This is a genomic window from Rahnella victoriana, assembly GCF_021276285.1.
GTDB lineage: Bacteria > Pseudomonadota > Gammaproteobacteria > Enterobacterales > Enterobacteriaceae > Rahnella > Rahnella victoriana.
The window spans coordinates 444,808-471,355 of record NZ_CP089920.1; the positions used below are offsets into that span (position 1 = coordinate 444,808).

The 26,548-nt window shown below is 50.5% G+C and carries 20 protein-coding genes; 19 read left to right on the forward strand and 1 reads right to left on the reverse strand.

The genetic code is table 11. The annotated features are described in order from the left end of the window. The 10 genes from tssK (at position 1) to J9880_RS23415 (ending at position 14,093) form a co-directional block, all read left to right on the forward strand. Complete coding sequence (tssK, locus tag J9880_RS23370; RefSeq protein ID WP_133822444.1) at positions 1–1,347, forward strand: type VI secretion system baseplate subunit TssK; 1,347 nt, start codon at positions 1–3, stop codon at positions 1,345–1,347. Then, positions 1,347–2,138, forward strand: coding sequence for a type IVB secretion system protein IcmH/DotU (gene icmH / locus J9880_RS23375; protein ID WP_133822445.1), 792 nt, complete (start codon positions 1,347–1,349; stop codon positions 2,136–2,138). The genes tssK and icmH overlap by 1 nt, the downstream gene beginning before the upstream one ends. Continuing rightward, complete coding sequence (tssH, locus tag J9880_RS23380; RefSeq protein ID WP_133822446.1) at positions 2,125–4,722, forward strand: type VI secretion system ATPase TssH; 2,598 nt, start codon at positions 2,125–2,127, stop codon at positions 4,720–4,722. The genes icmH and tssH overlap by 14 nt, the downstream gene beginning before the upstream one ends. Beyond that, a complete protein-coding gene (locus J9880_RS23385) occupies positions 4,719–5,507 on the forward strand; it encodes a helix-turn-helix domain-containing protein (RefSeq protein WP_133822447.1) in 789 nt (262 codons plus the stop codon). Before tssH ends, J9880_RS23385 begins: the two co-directional genes overlap by 4 nt. Further along, entirely contained in the window at positions 5,504–6,172 is a 669-nt protein-coding gene (gene vasI, locus J9880_RS23390; protein WP_232770534.1) for a type VI secretion system-associated protein VasI, read from the forward strand. Before J9880_RS23385 ends, vasI begins: the two co-directional genes overlap by 4 nt. Before the next feature lie 5 nt (positions 6,173–6,177). Further along, positions 6,178–7,575: a type VI secretion system protein TssA gene (tssA, locus tag J9880_RS23395; protein ID WP_232770535.1), complete on the forward strand. Its 1,398-nt coding sequence runs from the start codon at positions 6,178–6,180 to the stop codon at positions 7,573–7,575. A gap of 31 nt (positions 7,576–7,606) precedes the next feature. Further along, positions 7,607–11,137, forward strand: coding sequence for a type VI secretion system membrane subunit TssM (gene tssM / locus J9880_RS23400; RefSeq protein ID WP_232770536.1), 3,531 nt, complete (start codon positions 7,607–7,609; stop codon positions 11,135–11,137). Between the two features lie 55 nt (positions 11,138–11,192). Next, positions 11,193–12,527 (forward strand): VasL domain-containing protein, encoded by a 1,335-nt coding sequence (locus J9880_RS23405; RefSeq protein ID WP_232770542.1) that lies wholly within the window; start codon positions 11,193–11,195, stop codon positions 12,525–12,527. A 23-nt stretch (positions 12,528–12,550) separates the two neighbouring features. Continuing rightward, positions 12,551–13,375 carry a DUF4225 domain-containing protein gene (locus J9880_RS23410; protein WP_232770543.1) on the forward strand — a complete coding sequence of 275 codons (825 nt, stop codon included), beginning with the start codon at positions 12,551–12,553 and terminating at the stop codon, positions 13,373–13,375. Positions 13,376–13,775: 400 nt separating this feature from the next. Further along, positions 13,776–14,093, forward strand: a complete 318-nt coding sequence (locus J9880_RS23415) for a hypothetical protein (RefSeq protein ID WP_133822452.1) — start codon at positions 13,776–13,778, stop codon at positions 14,091–14,093. Positions 14,094–14,232: 139 nt separating this feature from the next. Here J9880_RS23415 and J9880_RS23420 read toward each other — a convergent pair whose 3' ends face one another. After that, positions 14,233–14,712, reverse strand: a complete 480-nt coding sequence (locus tag J9880_RS23420; RefSeq protein WP_133822453.1) for an Hcp family type VI secretion system effector — start codon at positions 14,710–14,712, stop codon at positions 14,233–14,235. Between the two features lie 220 nt (positions 14,713–14,932). Here J9880_RS23420 and tssI point away from each other — a divergent pair, with 220 nt between their 5' ends. From tssI to J9880_RS23465, 9 genes are all read left to right on the forward strand, one after another. Beyond that, positions 14,933–16,927, forward strand: coding sequence for a type VI secretion system Vgr family protein (gene tssI, locus J9880_RS23425; RefSeq protein ID WP_232770544.1), 1,995 nt, complete (start codon positions 14,933–14,935; stop codon positions 16,925–16,927). Between the two features lie 12 nt (positions 16,928–16,939). Next, positions 16,940–18,181, forward strand: a complete 1,242-nt coding sequence (locus J9880_RS23430) for a DUF2169 family type VI secretion system accessory protein (RefSeq protein ID WP_232770545.1) — start codon at positions 16,940–16,942, stop codon at positions 18,179–18,181. A gap of 1 nt (position 18,182) precedes the next feature. Beyond that, the gene (locus tag J9880_RS23435; protein ID WP_232770546.1) at positions 18,183–18,539 is read left to right on the forward strand and encodes a DUF4150 domain-containing protein; all 357 of its coding nucleotides are present in this window, start codon (positions 18,183–18,185) and stop codon (positions 18,537–18,539) included. A gap of 14 nt (positions 18,540–18,553) precedes the next feature. Further along, the gene (locus J9880_RS23440; protein ID WP_232770547.1) at positions 18,554–22,810 is read left to right on the forward strand and encodes an RHS repeat-associated core domain-containing protein; all 4,257 of its coding nucleotides are present in this window, start codon (positions 18,554–18,556) and stop codon (positions 22,808–22,810) included. Between the two features lie 8 nt (positions 22,811–22,818). Next, positions 22,819–23,178: a hypothetical protein gene (locus tag J9880_RS23445; RefSeq protein WP_232770548.1), complete on the forward strand. Its 360-nt coding sequence runs from the start codon at positions 22,819–22,821 to the stop codon at positions 23,176–23,178. Positions 23,179–23,256: 78 nt separating this feature from the next. After that, positions 23,257–24,420: an RHS repeat domain-containing protein gene (locus J9880_RS23450; protein ID WP_232770549.1), complete on the forward strand. Its 1,164-nt coding sequence runs from the start codon at positions 23,257–23,259 to the stop codon at positions 24,418–24,420. Then, positions 24,401–24,628, forward strand: coding sequence for a hypothetical protein (locus J9880_RS23455; RefSeq protein ID WP_232770550.1), 228 nt, complete (start codon positions 24,401–24,403; stop codon positions 24,626–24,628). The genes J9880_RS23450 and J9880_RS23455 overlap by 20 nt, the downstream gene beginning before the upstream one ends. A gap of 10 nt (positions 24,629–24,638) precedes the next feature. Beyond that, complete coding sequence (locus J9880_RS23460) at positions 24,639–25,718, forward strand: PAAR domain-containing protein (protein ID WP_232770551.1); 1,080 nt, start codon at positions 24,639–24,641, stop codon at positions 25,716–25,718. Positions 25,719–26,119: 401 nt separating this feature from the next. Beyond that, positions 26,120–26,533, forward strand: a complete 414-nt coding sequence (locus tag J9880_RS23465) for a hypothetical protein (protein WP_232770552.1) — start codon at positions 26,120–26,122, stop codon at positions 26,531–26,533. Positions 26,534–26,548: the final 15 nt, after the last annotated feature.

Below are 26,548 nucleotides of genomic sequence, written 5' to 3' on the forward strand. Positions count from 1 at the left end.
ATGCCAAGTAAAAATCGAGTGATTTGGCGCGAAGGCCTATTTATCAAGCCGCAGCACTTTCAACAACAGCAAAGACATAATGATTATCAACTGCAGCATCGCATCACAAATGTGCAGGCTTATAGTTTCGGATTCAGCACACTGGCGATTAATCAGGAGCTGTTAAAACTGGGACGCATTGGGCTGAGCACTGCCAGCGGGAATATGGCCGACGGCACAGTTTTTGATATTCCCTATCAGGATAACGTGCCAAAACCACTGGATGTTTTGAGCTGCAACGACGCCGCCAGTCGTGATATTTATCTGGCGTTGCCGATGCAAAATGACACGCTGAACGAAATCACCAGTGAACAAAGCCAGATGCCCGGTGCGGTGCGGTATTGTGAAAAAATCGATGACATTCGGGATCTGCATACGGACGGCGGAGATGTCAGCCAGCTATTACTGGCCCAGTTATCTCCGCGACTGATGCAGGGCTCCGAGGATCTCAGCGCCTGGTCTGTATTACCTCTGTGCCGAATTAAAGAAAAGCGGCAGGACGGTTCATTAATTCTGGATGACGAATTCATCACGACCTGTACCAATCTCAACGTTGCCAATCCGTTGAAAAGTTTCATGAATGAGATTGAAGGGATGCTGGTGGAAAGGGCGAGGTTGTTGGCGAAACGTATTGGTTCTCCGGGGCAGCAGGGCATCGCCGATGTGGCTGAATTCATGATGCTGCAAGTTTTTAACCGGATACAGCCTGTTTTTACCCACCTGTCTAATCAGTCAGTCATGCATCCGCAGGCTTTCTATACCTTGCTGGTACAAAGCTGCGGTGAATTGCGCACGTTTACGGATGAATCCCGACTGGCTGGGGTGTTTCCCGTCTATAACCATCACGACCTGACCAGCAGTTTTCAACCGCTATTTTCTGCCATGCGCGAGGCCCTGTGTACAGTGCTGACACCACGTGCCATTTCTATTCAGCTGCAGATGCAGGCGCATGGGATCCGCGTTGCCACTATTAATGAACGTGATTTGTTACGAAACGCAGATTTCATATTGGCGGTTCACGCCCAGATCCCTCAAGAGCAATTGCGGCGTCAGTTCGTTCAGCAAACCAAAATAACGTCCCTGGAAAAAATTCGCGATCTTGTCAGTGTGCAACTGCCCGGGGTGCCTTTGCTGGCCCTGTCTGCTGCGCCCCGTCAGTTGCCATACCACTCTGGTTATACCTACTTCATGCTGGATCAACAAAGTGCGGCATGGAAGGAAATCCAGCAAAGCAATGCCATCGCTTTCCACGTTGCCGGCGAGTTCCCTGAGTTGGATATGCAGTTCTGGGCCATCAGGAGTAACTAATGAAAAACGATATCGTTACGGATAGCGCGCTCTTCACAACTCCTGAAGCTGCCTCCGCCTATCGGCAATATCAGCTCTCGCTACGTGGGGAAAGTCTGAACCCTATGGTCGATGCGGCGACGCCCTTACTCGGAATGGTTCTGCGACTGAAAGACATGGAAAACCAGCCTTTGCCCACGCAGCTATATCAGCAGGTTGTGGCAGATGTTCGGGCTATTGAGCAGCTGTTGCAGACGAAAGGATATGAGCCCGGCGCCATTGTCTCGTTCCGCTACATGTTATGCACTTTTATTGATGAAACCGCATTAGGTCATGGCTGGAATACGCAAAACGATTGGCTACAACAGTCTTTGTTAGTGCATTTCCATAATGAAACCTGGGGAGGTGAAAAAGTCTATGTCCTTTTGGAGCGGCTGATGGGGGAACCAAAACGTTATCAGGATCTTCTGGAATTCATCTACCTCTGCTTTTGCCTGGGATATCGGGGGCGATACAAAGTCACCACCCAGCATGGGGATGATTTTGAGCGACTATTCCGGCGATTACATCAGCAGCTTACTCAGTTACGTGGCGAAATATTACCGACCGTATTACATCACAATAAAACGGGCTTCAGGGGTCACTACTTATTGACTAAGCGTTTGACAATTAAACATATTTTATGGGGTGGTTTGGTCCTGCTGATGGCGATATATCTGTTTTACGCTATTAATTTGCACAGCCAAACCCAGGATATTTTGCAGCAGCTAAACAACCTATTGAGCCAGGAAGGCACAAATGATTTACGTTGACTTGCCCACTTTGGTAAAACGCCTTAACCCTATTGCCCGTCATGCTCTGGAAGCTGCGGCCGCACATTGTGTCAGTCAGGGTGATGCTGAGATTACCGTTTCCCAGGTGTTATGCCAGATGATCTCGACGCCACTCAGCGATGTCCGGATTATCCTGAATCGTGCGGGTGTTGAGAGCGAGCAGTTGCGGGAATCGCTCGCTCACCCTGTTACGAATTATCAATCACTGAATCCGACGTACCCTAGTTTTTCCCCCCTTCTGGTTGAATGGCTACAGGACAGTTGGTTACTGGCATCAACAGAGATGGAGCATAACCAGCTGCGCAGCGGAGTGATGTTAATGACGCTATTGCTCAGCACGTCGCGTTATTTGCACCCGGCCGCCAGCCAATTGTTGTTGCCAGTGAACCGTGAATTACTTCGCCAAAATTTTGCCGACTGGACGGCCGATTCATCTGAAACGCCGGTGGTGGAGAAAAACACAGGGCACACTTTCCCGACCCATTCAGAAAGCTTACTCGCCCGTTATGCCTCCAATATGACCGAACAGGCACGTAACGGCGCACTCGATCCTGTGCTATGTCGCGATGAAGAGATTGACCTGATGATCGATATTCTCTGCCGCCGCCGTAAAAATAATCCCATTGTCGTGGGAGAGGCTGGTGTGGGGAAAAGTGCGCTGATAGAAGGTTTGGCCTTACGCATCATTGATAATCAGGTACCAGAAAAATTGCGTAACTGCGATCTGATGACGCTTGATCTCGGAGCACTTCAGGCCGGGGCCGCAGTGAAAGGGGAATTTGAAAAACGTTTCAAAGGCATTATGACTGAAATTGCCCAGTCAGCGACGCCAGTGATTCTGTTCATTGATGAAGCCCACACGTTGATTGGTGCCGGCAACCAGCAGGGGGGATTGGATATTTCCAATCTGCTTAAACCTGCGTTGGCTCGTGGCGAGCTCAAAACAATAGCGGCTACCACATGGAGCGAATACAAGAAATACTTTGAAAAAGACGCGGCGTTGTCGCGCCGTTTCCAACTGGTCAAAGTCTCTGAACCGAGTGCAGAGGAAGCCACTGTGATTATGCGTGGTCTGCGTACTGTCTATGAGCAAGCACATGGTGTTCTCATAGATGATGAGGCATTACAGGCTGCAGCGATCATGAGCGATCGCTATATTTCAGGCCGACAATTGCCGGACAAAGCCATCGATGTGCTGGACACGGCTGCTGCGCGGGTGGCTATTAACTTAACATCGGCCCCGCGGCGGGTATCTGCGCTGAAAACGCAGTTACATCAGCAAGCGATGGAAATTGAGATGCTTGAACGTGAACAGCGTCTCAGCCTGAGCGATCCGGATAAGCGTCTGCTCGCGCTAAAAAATAAACGTGAAGAAATTCAATCACAACTGACAGATTTAACGAGCGGGTGGGAAAAACAACAGCATCTTGTACGCCAAATAATCGATCTGCGTACGGCGTTGCTGGCAAAAGAAGATGACAGTTCCTGTGAAGATTCAGAAGCACTTAAGGTTCTGGGTATCGAACTGGAAGAACTTCAAAGCCATCAGTCTTTAGTTTCTCCGCATGTAGATAAGAAACAGATCGCCGCAGTTATCGCTGAATGGACGGGAGTGCCATTAAACCGCCTTTCACAAAGTGAGCTGTCTGTCGTGACAGAATTACCCGTTTACCTGAGTAAAGAGATCAAAGGTCAGGAAGCCGCAATTTATTGCCTGCATCAACATTTACTGACTGCGCGTGCTGATTTACGTCGCCCGGGCCGGCCGATGGGGGCGTTTTTGCTTGTCGGGCCAAGCGGGGTCGGCAAAACAGAAACTGTTCTTCAGATTGCCGAACTCCTTTATGGCGGACGCCAGTATCTGACGACAATCAACATGTCAGAATTTCAGGAGAAGCATACGGTTTCCCGCCTGATTGGCTCACCTCCCGGCTATGTAGGTTATGGCGAAGGTGGTGTGCTAACGGAAGCCATTCGTCAGAAGCCTTATTCTGTTGTGTTATTGGACGAAGTTGAAAAGGCACACCCTGATGTTCTGAATTTGTTCTATCAGGTGTTTGACAAAGGGGAAATGGCAGATGGTGAAGGTCGCGTAATTGACTGTAAAAATGTCGTTTTCTTCCTGACCTCGAACCTTGGCTATCAGACGATCGTCGATAATACGGCTCAACCGGGGTTGCTCAATGAGTTGCTGTATCCTGAACTCGCCGGATTCTTTAAGCCTGCCCTTTTAGCCCGAATGGAAGTCGTGCCTTACCTGCCTCTGGATAAAGATACCCTCAGCACAATTATTCATAGCAAATTAACGCGTCTCGATAATTTACTACGTCAGCGTTTTAATGCGGATGTTGTCATTGAACCTGAGGTCGTGGATGAAATCCTGCTCCGGGCTACCCGCGCTGAAAATGGTGCCCGTATGCTTGAGTCCATCATCGATGGTGCCCTTTTACCGCCTGTCTCATTGCTGCTGCTGCAAAAAATGGCAACGGGCCGGGCGATCAGCAAAATCAGAATTGCAGCAGAGGAGAATGTATTTAGTGCGCAAGTTGAGGAGGCTGTATGAGACAGCGTCTGAAGAGCTTATTAGCACTTCTGGAATCCGACTCTGTTGAACAATTGATTCACCGTTTTTTGACAGTGCATCATCACCGACAGCGTTATAACTCTCTGATTATTGCCAAATTTAACGCGGGAGAAGGGCGTCTCGATTGCAGTTGTATGCCTGCGCTTAACCAAAATGTTGAACTGAAAATGGATGTGGATATTGAAGATACCAACCATCCCTTAGTGCAGGTTCTGCGTAACGGAACCCCCGGAATATGGGATTCGTTACATCAGGGCGTGCGGATAGAAAATAAGGTTTTTCGTCGTTTTGTGCAGGAACTGCCGGTGAGTTGTGGGCTATATGCTTTACCCCTTTTCGATGTTCACGGTCAGGTTTGTGGTGTCATTGCCGTATTTGCTGCGGGGATTGGCCGCTTTGCCGATCCGCTTGGCATGTTTGGTATCTATTGTCAGGTTTTTCAGCACCGATTCAATAAATTACAGGAAATGGACACCCTGAGAACGCAACTACGACAGATCCGCACCGTGTTCAAACAACGCGAAAAACAAATGGATGATTTGTTGGCAACAATGAGTAATGCCGATACGCATACCCTTCCAGGCATGGCGCAGGACTACAGCAAAATTGATGATTTGAATGAAGCTGTGGAAAAGTTTGAATGTGCAGTGATCACTCAGCGCCTGCGATTATTGGATTGCGATAAACAACGTATTGCGAAAAGTCTGCGGATCGCGCCACGGACGCTGTCATATAAAATGTCGAAATACGGGTGTCAGCCATGAGCGTGTTTCTGTTAATCAGTGCATTGCTGTTGTCCGCCAGCCACTCCACTGCTGATTTTCTCACCTTACCCACCCGCCAGTATGATGAAGGAGAGGAAGCCCGTGCGCTGGTATCGATGAAACGTTGCAGAAATGAAGCTTCACCCTTAGTGCGACTGGATTGTTATGACAACGCGTTAAACATTCAGGGAGGTGAAACCCATCGCCAGGACAACGCGGGGCCTGCATGGCATCGCGCGATGGAGCAGGAAAAAGCGCGTCCCGACCATGCGACAACCTTTTTGGTGAATGTGGGCACGGGAGATAATCCTTCCGTGATTATTACCACCCCCGCAATTGGCGTCCCTCCTCCGAGACCGGTTTTGATGCTGAGTTGCATCGACAATATTACACGGCTTCAAATTGCGTCAGTTAACCGTGTGAAAGACGGCAATATCACACTTAACGTCGATCAGATGCAGTTTGATGTGCAATGGTTTCTGCGGGAAAACGGCTACTTGCTGGAGTCCAGCCGCGGGCTTGCAGGTATTGATGAAATCAAACGCCTGATGCCTGCAGATACTCTCACCATTGAGGGTAGGAATAACGCTGAACCGCATTTCACTTTCAATATTTCACAGCTTACACAGGTGATTAAACCCCTGCGTAATGCTTGTCATTGGTAACACTTATGGACACCTCCATTTCACAACACCCCTGGCAGGCATTGTTGCTCACACCGCTGACGACGGAACAAACAGAGCAACGACTGGTTGATAATGATCCTGAGTGGGAACGGATTGATGGACAGATGGTCAGGCTCGGCTCGCTGACGCATAACACGTTAGATATCCCGGCATTGCAACAAGTCGCACTGTCGCTTCTGGCACAGAAAAGCAAAGATTTTCGCTTACTGGTGCATTTGTTGCGGACGTTGCAACATGCGGGACAACCGGATGAACTGATGCTGGCGATTACATTGCTGACAGATTATGTGCAGCATTTCTGGAATATCGCATGGCCTCAAAATGCGCTGCATAAACGCCGCTTTGCACAGCAGATCCTTAAACGATTTGATGTTGCCAGCGGAAGTTTTTGTCAAAAAGCAACCGAGGCACAACGTGAGAACGTTCAGGGCCTGCTGGCACATCTGGCGCAAGTCTGGCATAGCGATGAAGCCGTTCTGGCGAAAGACGTGGACAGCTTACGAATTTGCTACGCACGTCAGCCTTCCCGTATCACCGAACATGCCGTTGCCGGCGAACTGCCGGCATCACCGGTGGTAACGACTCCAGCTGTGGCGACGGGGGCGGCATCACCCGCTCTGTCGATTGATGATTCAAGTGATAAAGCCTGGCGGCAAACATTGCTGAAAATGGCGGATTTGCTTTGTGAGAACCATCCGGAACTTGATATAGGTTTTCGTCTTCGCCGACATGCCATCTGGCATACCTTAACGGTGGCACCAGTGGCGCAAAGTGACGGCAAAACCCCATTGGCAGCTGTCTCTGCAGACATGGTCGCCGATTATCAGGGAAAGATAGCGAATGCCGATCCGGTTTTGTGGAAACAGGTGGAACAAAGCCTGACGCTTGCACCTTACTGGTTTGAGGGGCATGTGATTTCCGCCCAGATTGCAACCCGTCTGGGTTATGAGAACGTCACCTGCGCAATACGTGATGAACTTAATGCTTTCCTGACGCGGCTCCCGGCGTTAAAGACACTCTTATTTACCGATAAAACTCCTTTTCTGTCACCAGAGTCCGCCCAGTGGTTGCTTCAGGCCTCAGGATCACAACAGGAAAGGGATGCCGCTCTTGAACAGGAAGGAATCTGGCAATGCTATCAACAACAAGGACTGGAGGCGGCGTTATTGATGATGGACAAACAATCGCAGCAAGCCGAACCAAGGGGACGTTTCTACCATCAGTTGCTGAGTGCGCAATTATTGGAAAAAGCAGGATTAACGGCACTCGCTCAGCAGCAATATCACAGCTTATTGCAGATGGGATTGCAATTACAGCTCCGGGAATGGGAACCCGCCCTGATGGATCTTTTGTCCGAAAAACAGCGGCAATTCAACTCGTAATCACCAGGGAAAGGAACAGGAGTCAACACGCATGAAATTGCCGTCCTTTATTCGAATCGTAAAACCTGCGATTCCTCGTTTTAAAGCGTCAGTACCCGTCGTTTTGGTGCTGATGGCTTGTATTGCGCTTATCTGGCTCTGGGTTTATGGACCTCAGTGGAAGCTGAAAGATAGCCACCCGTTTGAACCCTTATTGAGCCGCTGGCTGGTAACGGCAATTCTGGTTCTCATGGGTGTTTGCTGGCTGGCTATAAAGGTGTTCAATCGCCTGCAACACTTAGAAAAGCTTCAGTTGCAGGTCAGAAAGCAAAGTGATGACCCTGTTTTCGCCGATATTGAGCAACAGAATCTTTATCTGAACAGATGGAAACAGCGTTTGCAGAACCACTTCGGGGTATCAAATTATGTGTATCGTCTGCCCTGGTACATGGTGATTGGAGCGCAAAAGAGTGGAAAAACGACCCTTATAAAAGAGGGATACAAATTGATGGAGATAGCAGGGCTTGAGAGCAGTCATATAGAAGATGCGGAGGCATTACGCGTTCACTGCTGGCTGGGAGAGCAGGCCGTCATTATCGATCCGGCGGGTGAACTCATTGAACAGCCTCCTGTGTCTGTCGCGGGCAAGTCATCTCTCAATCCCCGGTTATGGGAAAGCTTATTGTCCTGGCTGGTCGAGCAGCGTAAGCGCCAGCCCGTCAACGGGCTGATACTCGTTGTCGATCTTCATCAGTTACTGACAGCAAATAAATCGCAACGTGAAAACTATATTTCAACTATGCAGCAACGTATGCAGGACGTACGTCTGAGTTTGAATTGCCAACTGCCTCTCTATGTCGTGTTAACGAAAATGGACCTGCTCTACGGGTTTGAAGCAATGTATCAGACGTTGGATAAAGTGGCCCGCGAGGCGGTTCTCGGTGTCACTTTCACATTGACCTCTGAACCCGATGCATGGCGGCAGGAATTACAAAAATTCTGGCAGCAATGGATGATTCAACTTAATGGTGCCATGCCTGAAATGATGCTGAATAGCGTCGATGCAGGACAGCGAAGCCGGTTATTTAGTTTTACCCGCCAAATTCAGGGGCTGCAGGAATATATCGGGCAGATGCTGGAAGGAATTCTGCATAGCGGAGATCAAATACAGCCCACACTCCGCGGCGTATACCTTACTTCAGCGCAACAACGCGGTCAGATGGATGATGTTTTCACCCAGTCAGCCGCTGTGCAATATCATCTGTCCCCTCAGGCATTTCCAACCTGGCCTGTCACTGACACCATGCCTTATTTTACAAAAGAACTTTTTGGTGGGGTGCTGCTCGCAGAGCCTAATCTGGCTGGTGAAAACAGCATTTGGCTGAGAAGTACCAGAAAGCGGATGATTATTTGCTCCTTCGCCGGTGCTGCCATTGCAGCAACGTTGTGGGGCTATTGGCATTATTATCATAAGGTTAATTATCGTGCCGGAGAGGAAGTCCTGGCGCAGGCAAAAAAATTCCTTTCAATTCCGGCACCGGAAGGGAATGACATTTACGGTAATCTTGAGTTGCCACTTCTCAACCCGATCCGTGATGCCACTCTGGCTTATGGAGATTATCACGAGAAGAAGACTTTCTACGCTGATATGGGGTTATATCAGGGGGATGATATTGGTCCCTACGTCGAAAGTACCTATCTGCAACTGCTGCAGCGACGATTTATTCCCTCTTTAATGAGCGGCTTACTTCAACAGATGAATGCCGCACCGAAGGAAAGTGAACAGAAACTCGAAATCTTACGGGTAATGCGCATGCTGGACGATGGCAGTGGCCGCAATATTCCTTTGGTTGAGCAGTATATGGCGAAAATCTGGAGCCGGCAGTTTAATGGTCAGCGCGAACTACAACAGCAACTGATGAACCATCTTGATTATGCCCTCAGGCATACTGACTGGCATGCTGCGCGGGAAAAGAACGACCAGTATGCAATCAGAAGTTTCGCCCCTTATCTGAAGCCGATCAGTTCTGCACAACAAGAGCTGAGCAAACTCTCCATTTATCAGCGTGTTTATCAAAATTTGCTGGTCAAGGCCAGAGACACATTGCCTTCTTCACTTAACCTTCGCGACCAAATCGGAACCAGTTTCGACGATGTATTTGTTTCCGCGAATGATAATTTACTGGAGATCCCGCAGGTCCTCACACGTAACGGATTACAAAATTATTTTGTTAAACAAAATGATCAGCTAATCGATCTGACTGTCATGGATAGCTGGGTGCTTAATCTCAGTAAGAATGTGGAATACAGTGAAGCTGACCGCAAAGAGATCCAGCGACAGGTCACCGAACAGTATTTTGGTGATTACAATGCCACGTGGCATGCGGCGTTAAGCAATTTGTCTGTTACTGAATTTGAGGATATGTCGCAGGCAATCAAGGCCATAGAGCAGGTCATCAGTGGTGATCAGCCTTTCCGCCGGGCGTTACAAACCCTGAACGATAACACCCGCTTACCTGCCATTCAGGATGCGATTGTCGGTAAGGAACGTCAGAATTTGCTGCAAAAACCTGACTACCTGTTATTGGCGCGTATCAATCGTGAATTCGCACCAGAGACATCGGTGTTGGTCGAACATGGTGATAAAGGCAGCGAGCTGCAGAGTGTTTATCAAAAGCTCACTGAACTGCATCGCTACCTGCTGGTGATCCACAACTCACCCTCGCCGGGTAAAGCGGCGCTGAAAGCAGTGCAGATGCGACTGGAGAAAAATAGCAGTGACCCTATTTTTGAAGTTCAGCAGCAGGCCAAAAATTTGCCCGAACCTCTGAATCGTTGGGTGGGGGCTTTGGCAGAACAGGCATGGCGTGTTGTGATGATGGAAGCGATAAAGTCACTTGAAGTCGAATGGGGAGAGACAGTGGTTAAGCAGTATCAAACCTATCTGGAAGGACGTTATCCTTTTGATCCGCAATCAAAAGAAGATGTTCCATTAAGTGAATTTGAACGCTTCTTTGGCCCTAAAGGAACCCTTGATACTTTCTATCAGGAAAACCTTAAACCCTTTATTGAGAACAGTTTAACAAGTGGCAGCGACGGACAGTTATTGATACGCCCTGATGTTTTAGAACAACTTGAACAGGCGCAGAAAATCCGCGATACCTTCTTCTCCGCACAAACAGGGCTGGGCACGCAATTTGCCGTTGAGCCTGTGCAACTGAGTGGCAACAAACGCCGCAGTGTACTGAATCTGGATGGCCAGTTGCTCGATTACTCGCATGGGCGCAACAACACGGTACATCTCGTGTGGCCAAACTCTATGAGATCTGGGATAGAAAGTTCAGTCACGCTGGTACCTGACCAGACCGGAAAATCACCGCGTACCCTTAGTTTCAGTGGCCCGTGGGGACAACTTCGCCTGATCAACTCAGGGGAGCTGACTAACGTAGGCGCCGGTTCTTTCGATGTTCGTTTCAAAGTTGATGGTGGCGAAATGACTTATCGTATTTCCGTTGATGAATCTGATAATCCATTTGCAGGTGGTTTATTCAGCGAATTTAGCCTGCCTGAAACGTTATATTGATTGTGGTTTCACAACCCTGGCCATTCGGTCAGGGTTGTCTTATGGATGAGATGTTATGAGTGATATTTCCCAAAATACCTTTATCAAAACAGGGGGCGACCCACGCGCCCTGCCTGAGTTTAATGCCATCCGGGATGAAATTAATAAGGTCAATCGTCCGTCGCGCCCGGAGATAAACTGGCGACTGATCGAATCACTGGCGCTTACCTTATTCCGTAATAACGGTGTGGATCTTCAAACGGCGGTTTATTACACCTTTGCCCGTACGCAACTCAACGGATTAACCGGTTTCACGGAAGGAACTGAACTCCTGGCTGGCATTGTGGTGAGCCAATGGGAGCATCTATGGCCTGAAACACCTCAGGCCCGTTGTGAAATTCTTGAATGGTATAACGCGCGAGTAGGAGGCCTGTTGCGGCAGTATGAATTGGGCAATGATGATTTGCGTATGGTGTACCGCGCAGAGCGCGCATTGCAATTACTTGCTGACAAACTACAACAGGTGGAATTGAAGCGGGTTCCGCGAATTGAAAATTTGTTGTATCTGATGCAGAACACCGTGAAAAGGCTGGATTCTTCTGGCAAGACAGCCAAATCTCCCTCACCTGCCAATGTAAAAATGCCCCCGATGGTGTATTTATCAATTCCTGAACCGGAGACAGAGCCTCACATAACGAACTCTTCCCACACTTATCAGGAAGATGAATCCTCTGAGCCAAAAATTGAAGTAAGGTTCGCACCAACAGCGTTGCCGGTAAAACAGTCATCAGCAATCCGGGGATTTATAAGTGGTATCAGTCTGTGTCTGCTGATTATGGCCGCTGCATATTTTTTCTATTTCAGACCAATACAACAGCAACTGATTGCCTTGCAAGATAAACCCGCAGGAAGTGTTTTATTATGGTTAGCCCGACCCGACATTACGACTTATGACGAACAGATGAAACAACTGGCGGCTCTTCCTCCTTTGGAAAATCTGCGTAATGCACATCTTTCAGTTTTGATGGCTCGCCAACTTTGGCCTGCTGACCCTCGCCAGATTGCTGAAAGTTCTCGCTGGGAAAAGTCATTACAGACGCAGGCAACAGGTAGTACTACCCACAGTTACTTCATGTTGCAGGGGCAGCTACAGGCACTCTCCGATAAACTGCTTCAGCAGGAAAAAATACGGGGTGGTGTTTCTATTTCATATCTAAAAACAGCCATATACGATATGCAGACAGAGTTGACCCGCCAGACGCCGTTAGAAGAGTTGTTGCGCCAACTCAATGTTGTGGTTGGGCAAAATCAACAACCTTCACCGGTACTGCTCAGACAGATCGATGAACAACTAAATTCATTTTTGAACCAGTATTATCAGTTAACGATGCAGTCAGGGTCTGCATATTAAGAACATAAAAAGGACTTATCGCTATGCCTGGAAACTCTTACGACCCTTTTGATGAAAATCGCCACTGTCTGTATGGAGAATCTGACAGTAATAAGATTCAGGGGTTATTTAATAAAGAAAATGAACTTTTTACGCTAGCTACACAAATAGGCAATAAATTCATGCCGTTGAGTGCAGCCAAAGACTATTTTTCTCAGGAAATAGTCAGATTCGATATGAATTTAACCAGCAGGTTAAATGCAAGTGAAATAACTGTCGATGAGGCGATACAATCTATCGACAATGAAATAACCTCTTTGAAAAGACAGGATGAAGAGATAAGTCGTAAAAATGCGAGGCAGGCGATCATAGTAAAGCTTCAGAACTCAGACGGAGTGATGAATCGTAGAGAAGTGATAGATCTTGTCATCGCTGGAATTGGTTTTGTGAGTGGTGGCCTTCAATTTGTAGGTGGCGTTATGCTAATCGACACCGGAATTGGTGCCCCCCTCGGCGCTTTAATGATAGCGCATGGTGTAAATAACGTTGTCGAAAATGGTTACTATGTACTTTATCGGGAAAGTTACACAGGGCCGACACGCTTTGTATATGAAGGGGTTGGTGACTTATTTGGGCTTAGCAAGAAAAACTCGGATGTTATTTATACTGTTACGGATATAGGCATGTCAGCTAATGCCCTGCTGGGATTCAAATTAGAAGAGGATGTGGCAAGGTTATACAGGTATGTAAATGCAGATTTACTTATTGGGCTTAAACAGCAAGGACTTAAGTCAATGACGATATATGAGAAGACTACAGAATTGATAGGAGATGCAAACACTGCTTATGGCCAATACAGGGCTTATTAAATATGATATTCACGACATCTTTTGTACTCTATTGCATTGTCTCACTGCTTTCAGTTCCTGTATTGTACTCAATATTTAGCCATTTACTTTACTCACAAAATCTGTTGTTAAATGTTTTCTCTTATCTTCTTTTGATTGGTGCCTCTAAAATGCATATTGACATCGGAAGGAGCGGGGTTTTACCTTTCACTGATTATCTTATCCATGACTGTCACTCCATAACGTATGCAGTGTTTCCCCTTGCATTTTGGTTTTTATCTGTGTTTACCTTCGGCAGGGCTTATGGTAAATATTTCAGGAAGAAAAATTGACATTTTTCATTTCATAATGATGATTCACTACCTGAGTGATTGTGATGCCGGAGGCGGTGAACTCTAAATTTAATAAAAGAGGCTGTGCTATGGAAGATATAACTCCGTTATTATTTTACTGTGTTTTTTCAATATCTACAGTATTTTTGCTTTACTATGTCTTTTGTCATTTTCTGTATTCAGATAAGGTATTTCTGAATCTTGTGGCTTTTTTGCTTTTAACAGGCGGTTCAAAGTTACAAATAGATATTGGCAGAAGTGGAATCTTCCCTTTCTCAAATGTGATTGTGCTCGGTGAATCAGCCATCTATGCCATATTTCCTCTGGCCTTCTGGTTTTTATACGTATTTTCATTCGGTCGTGCTTATGTTAAGTACTACAAAAAAGATAGCAGGCGTGTACGATAAAATTGAGGTTGCAACGCATTACATTCTTTATTGTATGACACCTCGCTGGCAGCAGCGCAGAAGGAATACTCTTTATTTAACAGGCTGGCATTTAATTTAACATCCATCAGCCGAATATCCGCCGATGGATGTTGATTTATCAGTAAACGCGTTCATCCCAGATGCTGTAACCACTGGTCCCGGCAATTTTATGTTCCCAGGTGATGCTCTGATATTTGAAAGAGATCGTTTCCTCTGGTTGTGAACCTGTATGCGTAATACTGTGTGGGTGCATGGATGCCAGATCAGATATTGTTGCGCCAGTGACTTTTACAGTGAAGTATAACTCTTCAGCACCTGATTGATTAGTTCTGTAACATGAAAAGAGAAGTTCTAACATCTCGTTTTCTGAAACAGATACAGCCAGTAAAGGAGAAGCCTTGTCTATAGGTTTCTTTATCATGATTGGATGGTGATTGACATTCTGCTCTCGTGTCATTGAGTGGGATAAACTGTAAACGAATATTTGATCAAGATGTCCAGTCTGGCCTTTATTTCCAATGGAATCAATTGATCCGCACCCACCTGATATGAGGCCTTGCTTCTTTCCGTTTACAGTTAAATAAATCATATTAGCCATTTTAGTATGCGTCCTTGTGTCTATTTTGAGGAGGTATTATATGCATTATAAGTATCAAGAATGCCACTCCTTATTTAGGCTGAAGACGCATAAAGAAAATAATGCTGAATTTGCAAAAATTATAACGTGAACCGCTACCTCTTTAACAAGTTATTATCATATTTTTTATAGAAAACCCACCTAAATATATGGAATGCCCATCGGGCCAGGAAGGTAATATATGCTCTCTTCATTAACCGGACTTAATTTCTCCCTGACTGCAGGCGGTTTACCGCCCGCTACCTTTGCTGTCGCGAATTTTACGCTGACGGAATCATTTTCTACGCCTTTTAGTCTGCAGGTCAGTGTGGTGAGCACCGATCCTGCGGTGGATTTCGCTGCAGTCCTGGACACCACGGCAAAGCTCACCGTGATGGATACTGGCATTTTGCAACGTTGCATCAGCGGCGTTGTGTCTTCATTTGAGCAGGGCGATACCGGTAAAGGTCAGACCCAGTACGATATGGTGATACGCCCCGCGCTGTGGCGGGCCACGTTGCGACATAATTCGCGAATTTTTCAACTCCAGGATATTCAGACCATCCTCAGCATACTGATGAAAGAGAATGGCATCAGCAAAGTCGCCTATGCCTTTAAAAATCCCCATCCGCAGCGTGAGTTCTGTGTTCAGTTCGCCGAATCGGATTTGAATTTTATTCAGAGACTCACGGCGGAAGAAGGGATTTTTTACTTCTTCGAATTTGATGAAGGCGGTCATACGCTGGTATTCGCTGACGACGTGGCTGCTCTGGGAGCGGGGCCGGTATTGCCGTACAACGCAACGGACGCTTCCGCCTCTCCGGTCACCTGCATCAGTTCATTCCGCTGCGGCAGCCGCGTCCGCACGGCGTCGGTGACACTCAAGGATTACACCTTCAAAACGCCCGCATGGGACGCCAGATTTAACCAGATGGGTAAAGACCTGCAGAACCAGCAGGAAACGTATGAACACTATGACTACCCGGGGCGTTACAAGGATAACAGCGGTAAAAACTTTACTCAGTACCGTCTCGAGGGGCTGCGCAATGATGCCCAGCAGGGGCAGGGGCAGAGCAACGCATTTGCGCTTCAGCCCGGCGTTCGCTTTACGCTGATGGCGCATCCGCGCCCTGATTTGAACACCCGCTGGCAGCCGGTAAGCACTGTTCATACCGGTTCGCAGCCGCAGGCCCGGCTGACTTCTTCAGGGGGACAGGGCACCACGCTCACCTGTCAGTTCAATTTTGTACCGGGAAAACAGACCTGGCGACCGTCGCCGCGCAATAAACCGGTCATGGACGGCCCGCAGATAGCCAAAGTCGTCGGCCCTGCCGGGGAAGAAATCTATACCGATAACCACGGACGCGTGCGTTTGCAGTTTCCGTGGGACCGCGAGGCCAAAGGGGATGACACCAGCTCCTGCTGGGTGCGGGTCTCCCAGGCCTGGGCCGGACAGGGATGGGGGGCCATCGCCATTCCCCGCATCGGTCAGGAAGTCATTGTGGATTTTCTGGGTGGCGACCCCGATCAGCCGATAGTGACCGGTCGTACCTATCACGCCAGTAACATCGTGCCCAATAGCCTGCCGGGTAAGAAAACCCAGATGTCGATCAAATCGAAGTCCTATAAAAGTCAGGGGTTTAACGAACTGCGGTTCGAAGACGCGACCGGCGCGGAAGAGCTGTACATGCATGCGCAGAAAGATATGCGTACCGAGGTGCTGAACAACCGGAGTACGACGGTCAAGGTCAACCATGTGGAAACAGTGGGAGGGGATCAGACGGTTGCTGTGAAGAAAAATCAGGCCACGACGGTCACTGAGAATCAAAGCAATACGGTGATGCAGAATCAAAAAAATACCGTAAATCAGAACAAATTTGAATCCGTTACGTTAACCAGCACCGAGATGGTTGGCGGGGTTCGTACGCTGGGTGTAGTGGGAATGTATGACATCACGGTGGGCGCAGAAATGTTAACGGCAGTGGCTTTTGACCAGACGGAGATAGTCGGCATGAGTAAAAGCGTTGATGTCACCAATTCGCTGACTGTGAATGCAGGGGATGCGATAGCGCTGACCTGTGGAGCCAGCTCAATAACCATGGATAAAAGTGGGAAAGTGACGATCAAAGGGACTGAGTTCGTCTTTGAGGCCAGCGGGCCGGTACAAATCACCGGCAAAGATGTTGATCTGAACTGAAGGGAAACAGAAATGGAATTTCGTAATCTTACTCCCTTTGCTGCAATGCAGTACGCCATGGTTGATGTCAATGACGTTGAAAAAAACGCCGTTGTGATGAAAGTTGGCTATCAGTTACTGCCTGCAGATGGAGGCACTTATGTTGTCAGAGTCAGGGATGAGGATGCGGTACCCTTATGCCTTGAGGATGAATTTTCTGGCCAGTTGAATCTTTCATCGGTACTGCTTGAAAGTGATCTTGCGCCGTTCAAACCTGCCTGCGACGTTATTATTAATGCTTCGGCACAGACTCCCGGAGGGCAAGCCTGTACTGACCTCCCCGTCAGCGTCGTCATCAAGGATGCCAGCGGCGCGGTGGTATTCTCGAAAGAAGTATTGGTCACCGGCGAATGTTTCTTTCAACAGAATGCTGTGACACAGAAGTGGTCGTTAAGCGAACCTCAACCTTTTACGTCCTTGCCCCTGCGTTGGGAGAGCGCGTTTGGCGGTGAATGCCGGATCGAGGTGCACGAACAAACATCTCATTCCCTCCCTGACAAAAGCAAATTAACCCAACAACAGCGGGCTCAACATCCGCAGGCTCCGTATGCGCCTCTGGCACATGCTGTCGATGAAAATAACCCGCTGGGTATCGGTTTTATCACGCCATGGTATGCCAGAGCGAAGCAGCCTGAGCGTTATCCAGCCCCTCGTATCATCGACCCAAAACATCCCATCAGTGCAGACGATTTTGCCGCGCTCATCGCAGGTGATGCGGAAATGGCAGGGCCACAGTTTCGGCCAGCCGGATTGGGTTGTATAGGCAGAACATGGCTTCCACGTCGCGCCCTGGCGGGTTCTTATGATGAAGAATGGCTGGCGAAACGTCATCCCTATCTTCCTGCGGACTTTGATTTTGGATACTGGAATTGCGCGCCGGACGATCAGCAAATCGCCTATCCGAAACTTCCCCTCTCCGTGACCTTGCAGGGGCTTTCTTCGCAAGGTTTGCTGAGTTTCACCCTCCCGGACCATGTCGCCTTCATTCTGCTACGGATGGAAAATGGCATGTTGCTGCCACAGGGAATGCATCTGGATACGTTGCATATCGATGTTGACCACCTTGACGTCACCGTCTGCTGGCGCTGTCTGATTGCGACGTCAGCTCCTGTCCGGGTCATTGAGGCCCGCTACGAAACGGAACCTGCGCGTCTGCCAGAGAAAATTTACCCCATGATTACCCCTAAAACCTCTCCTGCAGTAAAGGCGATATGACATGGCTGAGAACTACATGGCACGGAAACAAAGCGACTGGATTGTCGTTGGCCTGGTTCCTGATGTATGCAAAACCCCGATAGGCCCGTCAATAGTGCCGGTACCTTATCCGGTGACGGCAAAACTTGGGAATGCAGTACAGGAAGTTCCCAATGTAAAAGCGAACAGTTGCCCTGTCGTGGTGCTGACGCAAAGTTTTATCCCTACAACAATCGGCGATAAACCGGGTGTGGCCAAAGGTGTCGGCAGCGCCACGGTTGAAGGAAATTGTTATCCGCTGGAACACAGTAATTCGGTACGCGCAGGTAAGCGCGCCGTATTGCGCCATGGCGATAAATTCTGGATGAACGGTAAATAAAACAAGGAGCGGTTATGTCAGAGGGAAGCGTAGAAATCATCGACGAGTCCGGCGACGGTGGCGGGGGGGCTGAACCCGCCACGCCCGCGACGACGGGCACCGGCAATACGATAGGCAAAATCACCCATGCCCCGAAGCCCGTGAATATTCCGGCCGCTGAGGCCAATCCCCCCGCCGTCCCCGAAACGCCGGCCGAGCAGGGGGTGTGGGATGAATTTACGGACTGGCTCAGCGAGGGTAAAGACGGCATACCCGACGCCATTGACCATCCGGAGATGGCGGCGCTGGGGGCGGGAAAAAGCCTGTGGAATACCGCCGTGGATTTAGGCGGGCTGATGGCGCAGGGCGCCTCTTATCAGGCGGCCGGGCAGATGATGCAAAATGCCGCCATTATGGGGGCCACGGGAAGCGCGGCGCAGGCGGAAGGGATGATGCAGGCGGCGCAGGATCTCAGTGACAGCGCCGCCGGCGTGAATTTCGATGCCGCGAAGGCCACCCTGAATACCCCCGCCGAGCATACCGGCGACGTGGCGATACAGCTGGCGATGACGGCAGCCGACGGTGTCGGCCTCGCCAGAGGGGCGGCCGCTTTGTTTGGCAGGCTTGCGGCGAAAAGGGCGGCCACGGTGGCGGTAAAGGGCGCGGAAAAAGAGGTCGCCCGTGTCGTGACGGAGCCCGGCGCCACGGTGACCACGCGAAAGGCTGAGGGCAAGACGGCGGCGGATAAGGATGCGGCCCCGTCGACCTCGGACAAAAAAGACGGCGATAACGCCGTGGAGAGCAGCACCTGTGAAGGCGACCCGGTTGACGTCGCCACCGGGGATTTACTGCAGATTTTACCGGTGACTGACCTGCCGGGCACGCTGCCGCTGACGCTGACCCGCGTGTACCGCTCGCGCTCGGAAGGGGGCGGCCTGTTTGGTGCCAAATGGCGGGATAACTGGTCGCAGTCGCTGCGCCTGGATGACGGTGAAATTCACTTCACCAACCATGAGGGCACGGTGCTGAGTTATTACGCGGCCGGGGATAAGGTGGACGCGCTCAATTTGCATCAGGCGCACTGCCGGTTATACGGCAGCCGTCAGGGCACGCTGTATATCCACGACCGCCATAGCGGGCAGACGCTGTGCTTTGCGCCGCAGCCGCAGGCCCTGCGTCCTCTCTCCGCCGTGCAGGACGCGGCCGGCAACCGCATTGTGTTTCACTACCGGGATGAGCGTCTGGTGCGTCTTGAGCACAGCGACGGCTATGACCTTACGCTGACGTATCAGGATAACCGCCTGCGCCATCTGCACCGGGTCGAAGGGGCGCAGCGGCAGTGGCTGGCGCACTGCGTTTACGATGAGGCGGGGATGCTGGCGGAGTGTGACACCTTCCAGTTCAGCCATCTGTGGCACGAATACGATGCGCAGGGGCACATGACCCGCTGGCACGACACCGATAAAAGCGATGTGCACTACCGCTATGACACCCGCGGGCGGGTCACGCAAACCCGGGGCGAAGGCGGCTACTTCTGCGACCGGTTTATCTATGACGACCTGCGCCGCACCACCACCTACCTCGACGGCGAGGGCGGACGCGCCGTGTTTGAATACAATACGGCGGGGCGCGTCACCCGGGCGACCGACGCGCTGGGGCGCGTGACGCAGACCCTGTGGGACCACGGCAACAGGGTGCGCGAGACCGACCCGCTCGGGCGTGAAACCCGCTACCGCTACAACGGGTTTGGCCAGGTGACGGAGGTCACCGGGGCGGCGGGGGATACGGTGCGCTATGACTACAACGACGCCGGTCAGGTTATCGCCCTCACGCAGCCCGGCGGCAAACGCTGGCAGTTTGTATGGAATGAACAGGGCCGGCTGCTGAGCCGGACCGACCCGCAGGGGCGGGTGCACCGCAGTGAATATGACGCCAGCGGGCAGTGCGTGAGTGAGCACCAGCCTGACGGCGCAACGTGGCGCTATGGTTACAACGCCCGGCATCAGCTGACCACGCTTATCTCCCCTGACGGGGCCACGACGCGGCTGGAGCAGGACCCGTTTGGCCGCGTGCAGAGCGTCACCGACCCGCTGGGCCATCTGACGCGGTACACCCATTCTGAGGCGCACGCCAGTGCGGCGGGCAGCGTGACGGCCATCGAGCTGCCGGACGGCGTGAGGCAGGAAGTCAGCTACGACGGCGAAAAGCGGCGGGCGACGACGACGGACGGCGGGGGCAAAACCACCCGTTATGTGTACGGGGCGTGTGACCTGCTGCTGGGGCTGACCCGTCCGGACGGTCAGACGCTGGGCTTTCAGTACGACTCCCTCACGCGGCTGAAGCAGGTCACACGCGCGGGCGGTGAGACGTATGAGCTTGAGCGGGACGCCGCGGGGCAGGTTATCCGCGAGACGGATTTTACCGGCCGCAGCGTGCAGTATGAGTACGATGCCGCGGGGCGGCGCACGGGGGCGCGGCATGCGGACGACCGGATTGTCCGCTGGCACTATTCCCTGCGCGACGAGCTGATACGTCAGGAGGTGTGGCAGGGCGGCGGGACGCAGTCCGCGCTGCTCGCCGTCACGCATTACGGGTATGACCGTCAGGGGCGGATGATACGGGCGCAGAACGATGACGCGCGGGTGGAGTTTGAGTTTGACGACGCGGGTCGTCTGGTGTGTGAGCGGCTGAACGGCGAGGCGGTGACGCACAGGTGGGACACGCGCAGCGACCGGCCGCTGTCGCGGGCGTTCCGGGGCCTGACGTTAGCCTTTGACTACGACATGGCCGGGCGGATAGCGCGGATGCAGGCGGGAGACCTGAGCCCGCTGGAGATAGAGTATGACGCGGGCGGTCGTGAACGCCTGCGCCACAGCGTGGCGGGTTTTGTGCAGTCGCAGGGGTATTCGGCGACGGGGATGTTACTGCAGCAGGCGGCGGGGCGCGACGGCGGGCAGTACCGGCACCTGCCGGGCGGCGACGGGGCGCAGATGAGCGGCAGCGCGGTGAACCGGCGCTGGGCCTATGACGGGGCGTACAACCTGCTGAGCCTGGGTGATGACCGCTGGGGGACGTCGCAGTTTGATTATGACAGTAACGACCAGATAACGCGGTCGGCGTCCGGCGGCATGATGGCGGTGGAGGAGCGGTTCCGTTACGACGCGAACCTGAACATCCGCGAGCAGAGCCGCCTGCCGCGCGGAGCGATGTCGTCGTTTGAGCAGGTGCAGCAGCGACAGGCGCAGGGTCGGGTGGTGAGCCGGGGAGAGGATGACTACCGGTACGACGCGGCGGGTAGGCTGACGGAGAAGTGCCGTTACCGCGACGGCTACCGGCCGCAGACGTGGCGCTACCGGTGGGATGCGCATGACCGGCTGAGTGAGCTGATGACGCCGTCGGGGGTGCGCTGGCGTTATAGCTACGACCCGTTCGGCCGCCGCATCCGCAAACAGAAGGTGGGTGCTGAAAACGCGGCTGACACGCGTCCCGCCGGGACGGAATACCGGTGGAGCGGGGACCAGATGATAGCGGAAACGCCGGTGTACGCGGACGGTACGGTGGCGTATGACGAAGGCATCCAGTGGCTGTACGCCCCGGGGTCGCTGACGCCGGCGGCGCGGTATCAAAAGGGTCAGCTTCACTACGTGGTGAGCGACCACATGGGGACGCCGCGCGAGCTGCTGACGGCGCAGGGCAAAGTGGCGTGGGCGGGCCGTCTGAGCACCTGGGGTGAGGTGACGGAGTGGCCGGTGGCGGCAAACGACGCGGACAAGCTGAGTTGCAACCTGCGCTTTGCGGGGCAGTACGCTGATGAAGAATCAGGGTTGCACTACAACCGTTTCCGTTACTATGATAACGGGGCGGGGCAATACCTGAGCCCGGACCCGATAGGGCTGGCGGGGGGAATTAATCCGTACGGGTATGTGCATAATCCGTTGAGTTGGGTTGATCCGCTGGGGTTGTGTAAAACTTCGGGAAGTGGTGGTCATTACTCAGGATCGGATAAACCTTGGACCAAGGGAGCTACACCAGACTCAATTTATACACACATCGATCCTAAAACAGGTAGAGCAGTTCAAAATGCAATATACGATTCAAATGGGAATGTAATTGGTCATGTTGATTTCAAAAATCATGGAATAGAATCTGGCCATTATCATGAATTTCCAATACCAGGAAATCCCGGATCCGGACATGGTGCAGGGAAACCGCATAATCCTCATTCAACTGTTCCACCTGGATGGGATACTCTTCCTCCAGGAATAGATCCGCAGACGCCAATAGGTCAGTGAGAAAATTTATGATCAATAATTTACTAAAAGAAATTACGAGCGGATATGATGGCCTTATTAGGAAGATTGAATTTCAATCTTTCAATAGCGTATCAGTCACTATTTCAGCAATGAAATTGAACAATGGTGAATGGATAAATATTGAGTTTCAGCTAGATAATCTAACGGAGTTCACCGTTAAACAAAAGGTTAACTGCTCAAATGTTGTTTTATCTGGTGGCATAGCATATATGAATATAAATAACATTCATTACATTGATTTCTCACCTTATTCTGAAGAGATGGAAGATGAGAACGACTTCAGGATGTCAGATCTATTTTTTGCTTCTGAATTTATATCTTATCAATTAGATTCTTATTCTGAATAAATAACATAGCCGAGTAAGATATTTATCTTCTCGGTTTATTTATTATTCAATTCCCGGGCGACCGACGCGCTGGGGCGCGTGACGCAGACCCTGTGGGACCACGGCAACAGGGTGCGCGAGACCGACCCGCTCGGACGCGAAACCCGCTACCGCTACAACGGGTTTGGCCAGGTGACGGAGGTCACCGGGGCGGCGGGGGATACGGTGCGCTATGACTACAACGACGCCGGTCAGGTTATCGCCCTCACGCAGCCCGGCGGCAAACGCTGGCAGTTTGTATGGAATGAACAGGGCCGGCTGCTGAGCCGGACCGACCCGCAGGGGCGGGTGCACCGCAGTGAATATGACGCCAGCGGGCAGTGCGTGAGTGAGCACCAGCCTGACGGCGCAACGTGGCGCTATGGTTACAACGCCCGGCATCAGCTGACCACGCTTATCTCCCCTGACGGGGCCACGACGCGGCTGGAGCAGGACCCGTTTGGCCGCGTGCAGAGCGTCACCGACCCGCTGGGCCATCTGACGCGGTACACCCATTCTGAGGCGCACGCCAGTGCGGCGGGCAGCGTGACGGCCATCGAGCTGCCGGACGGCGTGAGGCAGGAAGTCAGCTACGACGGCGAAAAGCGGCGGGCGACGACGACGGACGGCGGGGGCAAAACCACCCGTTATGTGTACGGGGCGTGTGACCTGCTGCTGGGGCTGACCCGTCCGGACGGACAGACGCTGGGCTTTCAGTATGACTCCCTCACGCGGCTGAAACAGGTCACCCGTGCGGGCGGTGAAACCTATAGCCTTGAGCGGGACGCCGCGGGGCAGGTTATCCGCGAGACGGATTTCACCGGGCGCAGCGTGCAGTATGAGTACGACGCCGCGGGGCGGCGCACGGGGGCACGGCATGCGGACGACCGGATTGTCCGCTGGCACTATTCCCTGCGCGACGAGCTGATACGTCAGGAGGTGTGGCAGGGCGGCGGGACGCAGCCGGCCCTGCTTGCCGTCACGCATTACGGGTATGACCGTCAGGGGCGGATGATACGGGCGCAGAACGATGACGCGCGGGTGGAGTTTGAGTTTGACGACGCGGTGACGCATCAGCGGGACACACGCAGCGACCGGCCGCTGTCGCGGGCGTTCCGGGGCCTGACGTTAGCCTTTGACTACGACATGGCTGGGCGGATAGCGCGGATGCAGGCGGGAGACCTGAGCCCGCTGGAGATAGAGTATGACTGTCAATGCCTGTAAAAATATTATTGAAACCGCAGGAGAAAAAATTGAGCTCATTTGCGGCAAAGCAAGTATCACCCTTACCAAGGATGGCAACATTGTATTGAAAGGTATCTCTATAAAAAATATTGCTGATACAGATTACGCAGTAGAGACGAAAACTCTCACTTCCGATGGTAGCATCGAACATGTTTTGACAGGTGCAATAGTAAAAATCAATCCATAAAAAGTATTTTATGGATTGGGAATTGGAATTTTTTTATAAAAGGATATTTATTTTAATGGGTAAACCCGCGGCTAGACAAACTATAGATATGGCGGCACATACCGGGCCGCTAAAAACAGGAAGTCACGACGTAACTATTGGGGGATTCCCTGCTGCCAGAGAAGGGGATGCTTTTATTTGTCATCTTCATGGGCCTGGAATTATCACTAAAGGTTCTCAAAGTGTAACAATTAATGGTGTGCCTGCGGCTCGAATGGGGGATAAAACAAGCTGTAATATAAAAGCACTACCACCGACAAAAGGTCGAAAACCACCTCAATACCATTATCTGACTCCAGCTAAAAAAGCTAATAAAGACGGCAGTATTAAAAACAGTTTACCCGATAACCTGTCCTTGCGAATACTGAGCGCATATTCAACACAATCCGACGAAGATTCTGATGGTTCCTTTGATCAAATCCGCGCGGGGCTTGTTCTCATGGAGTTTCAGATAAAAAATCATTGGGGTATTACTAAAGATGGAATCGATACAACGTGGGGAACATCTGTAGCAAAAGCAGAAGGGACTACAAATTACATTGATGAGGACGAAGTATATAGTGTATCGGCTAAAGGAAGAGCCACAGGTATATCAGGAAATGCAGGGATAAGTAGTGGTAAAGAAGGATCTGGAGATTATAGCAATGTAAAAGTTGAGGGTTCGGTAGGATACGCTGATGCGAAAGCAAGTGGCCAAATTATTACTGACCCTGCTCACCAAAAGTATGGGTACAGTTTTGTGGCCAGTGCAGAGGCTTCCGTCGCACATGGTGAAATCGAGGGGGGAGTAGAAACAAAATATTTTGCTGCGAAAGGAACTCTTGGTGGGTTGGCAGGTAGTATAGGGGCGGGGGGAGGCAGCACTATAATATTTGATTTTGATGATTTGATTTTTGAAGGAAGAGCTTCAGGAGAAATTGCCTTACTATTAGGTCTTAAAGGTGATGCGGAAATTAAGATTGGGCCTTTAAGAAATAAGGTTGATGTTGCTACGGTATCCTTAGCTGGTACAATATTATCAGGTTTGCCTAGTGTTATAATTGGAGGGTGATTAATATGTCTAAGATTAGAAATTGCATATTGGCGTTTAAGCCATTGTTAAATAATTTGATTTTTAGGTTTGTAATGGGTTTCCCATTAACTATTTTAGCGTTGAAAATATCTAGTGTATTTACTTCTGATGGGCATGATATTTTAGGGAAGATATTTTTAACTATTGGGGCTATTTTATTTTTGAATCTTATTATGTTGTCGTTAGTCAACCAAATGACAGATAGGGTCTATTCTTTTCATGAGGAACACAATTCAAATAATTTAGATAAAAACCCCATTAAATTCGCATTCAAGTATAGAAAAGTGATTTATCTTTACTTTAAGTGGTCGTTTATCATAAGTACTTCCATCGCTATTTTGTTGCTATGGTGTAACTAAATTTGCAAGTGGAGAGTTTTTGTGGAAAATAATAGTATTTTGAGTCAGCAACATATACACCCTTATCCGAAGAGCGTTTCTTACTCGTTAGAATATAAAAGAGACCACTTTTGGCGTTGTAGTTACACTTCTTCTATTTCCCAGGCGCAACATTATAAAATAGTACTTCCTTTGTACGTAAAACCCGTTTTTCTTAAACCAACTGCAATCCAGGGTTTGGGGCTAACCATGATTGGTTTATACAGAACAACCGAAGAAAAATCTTATCTGGAAGTGGTTGTGGCATATGAAAATTTAAGTAATGAGATTAATTGCAGTGACTGGCTTTATTACAAATTAGATTTAATGGGTGAGGAGGTTATCGATAAAAGGGAGTGGGTTGATGAGTCAGGTGGTTATAGTGATGTTTTGACGAAAAAAATATATAACAATTAAATAATGATCTCGCGT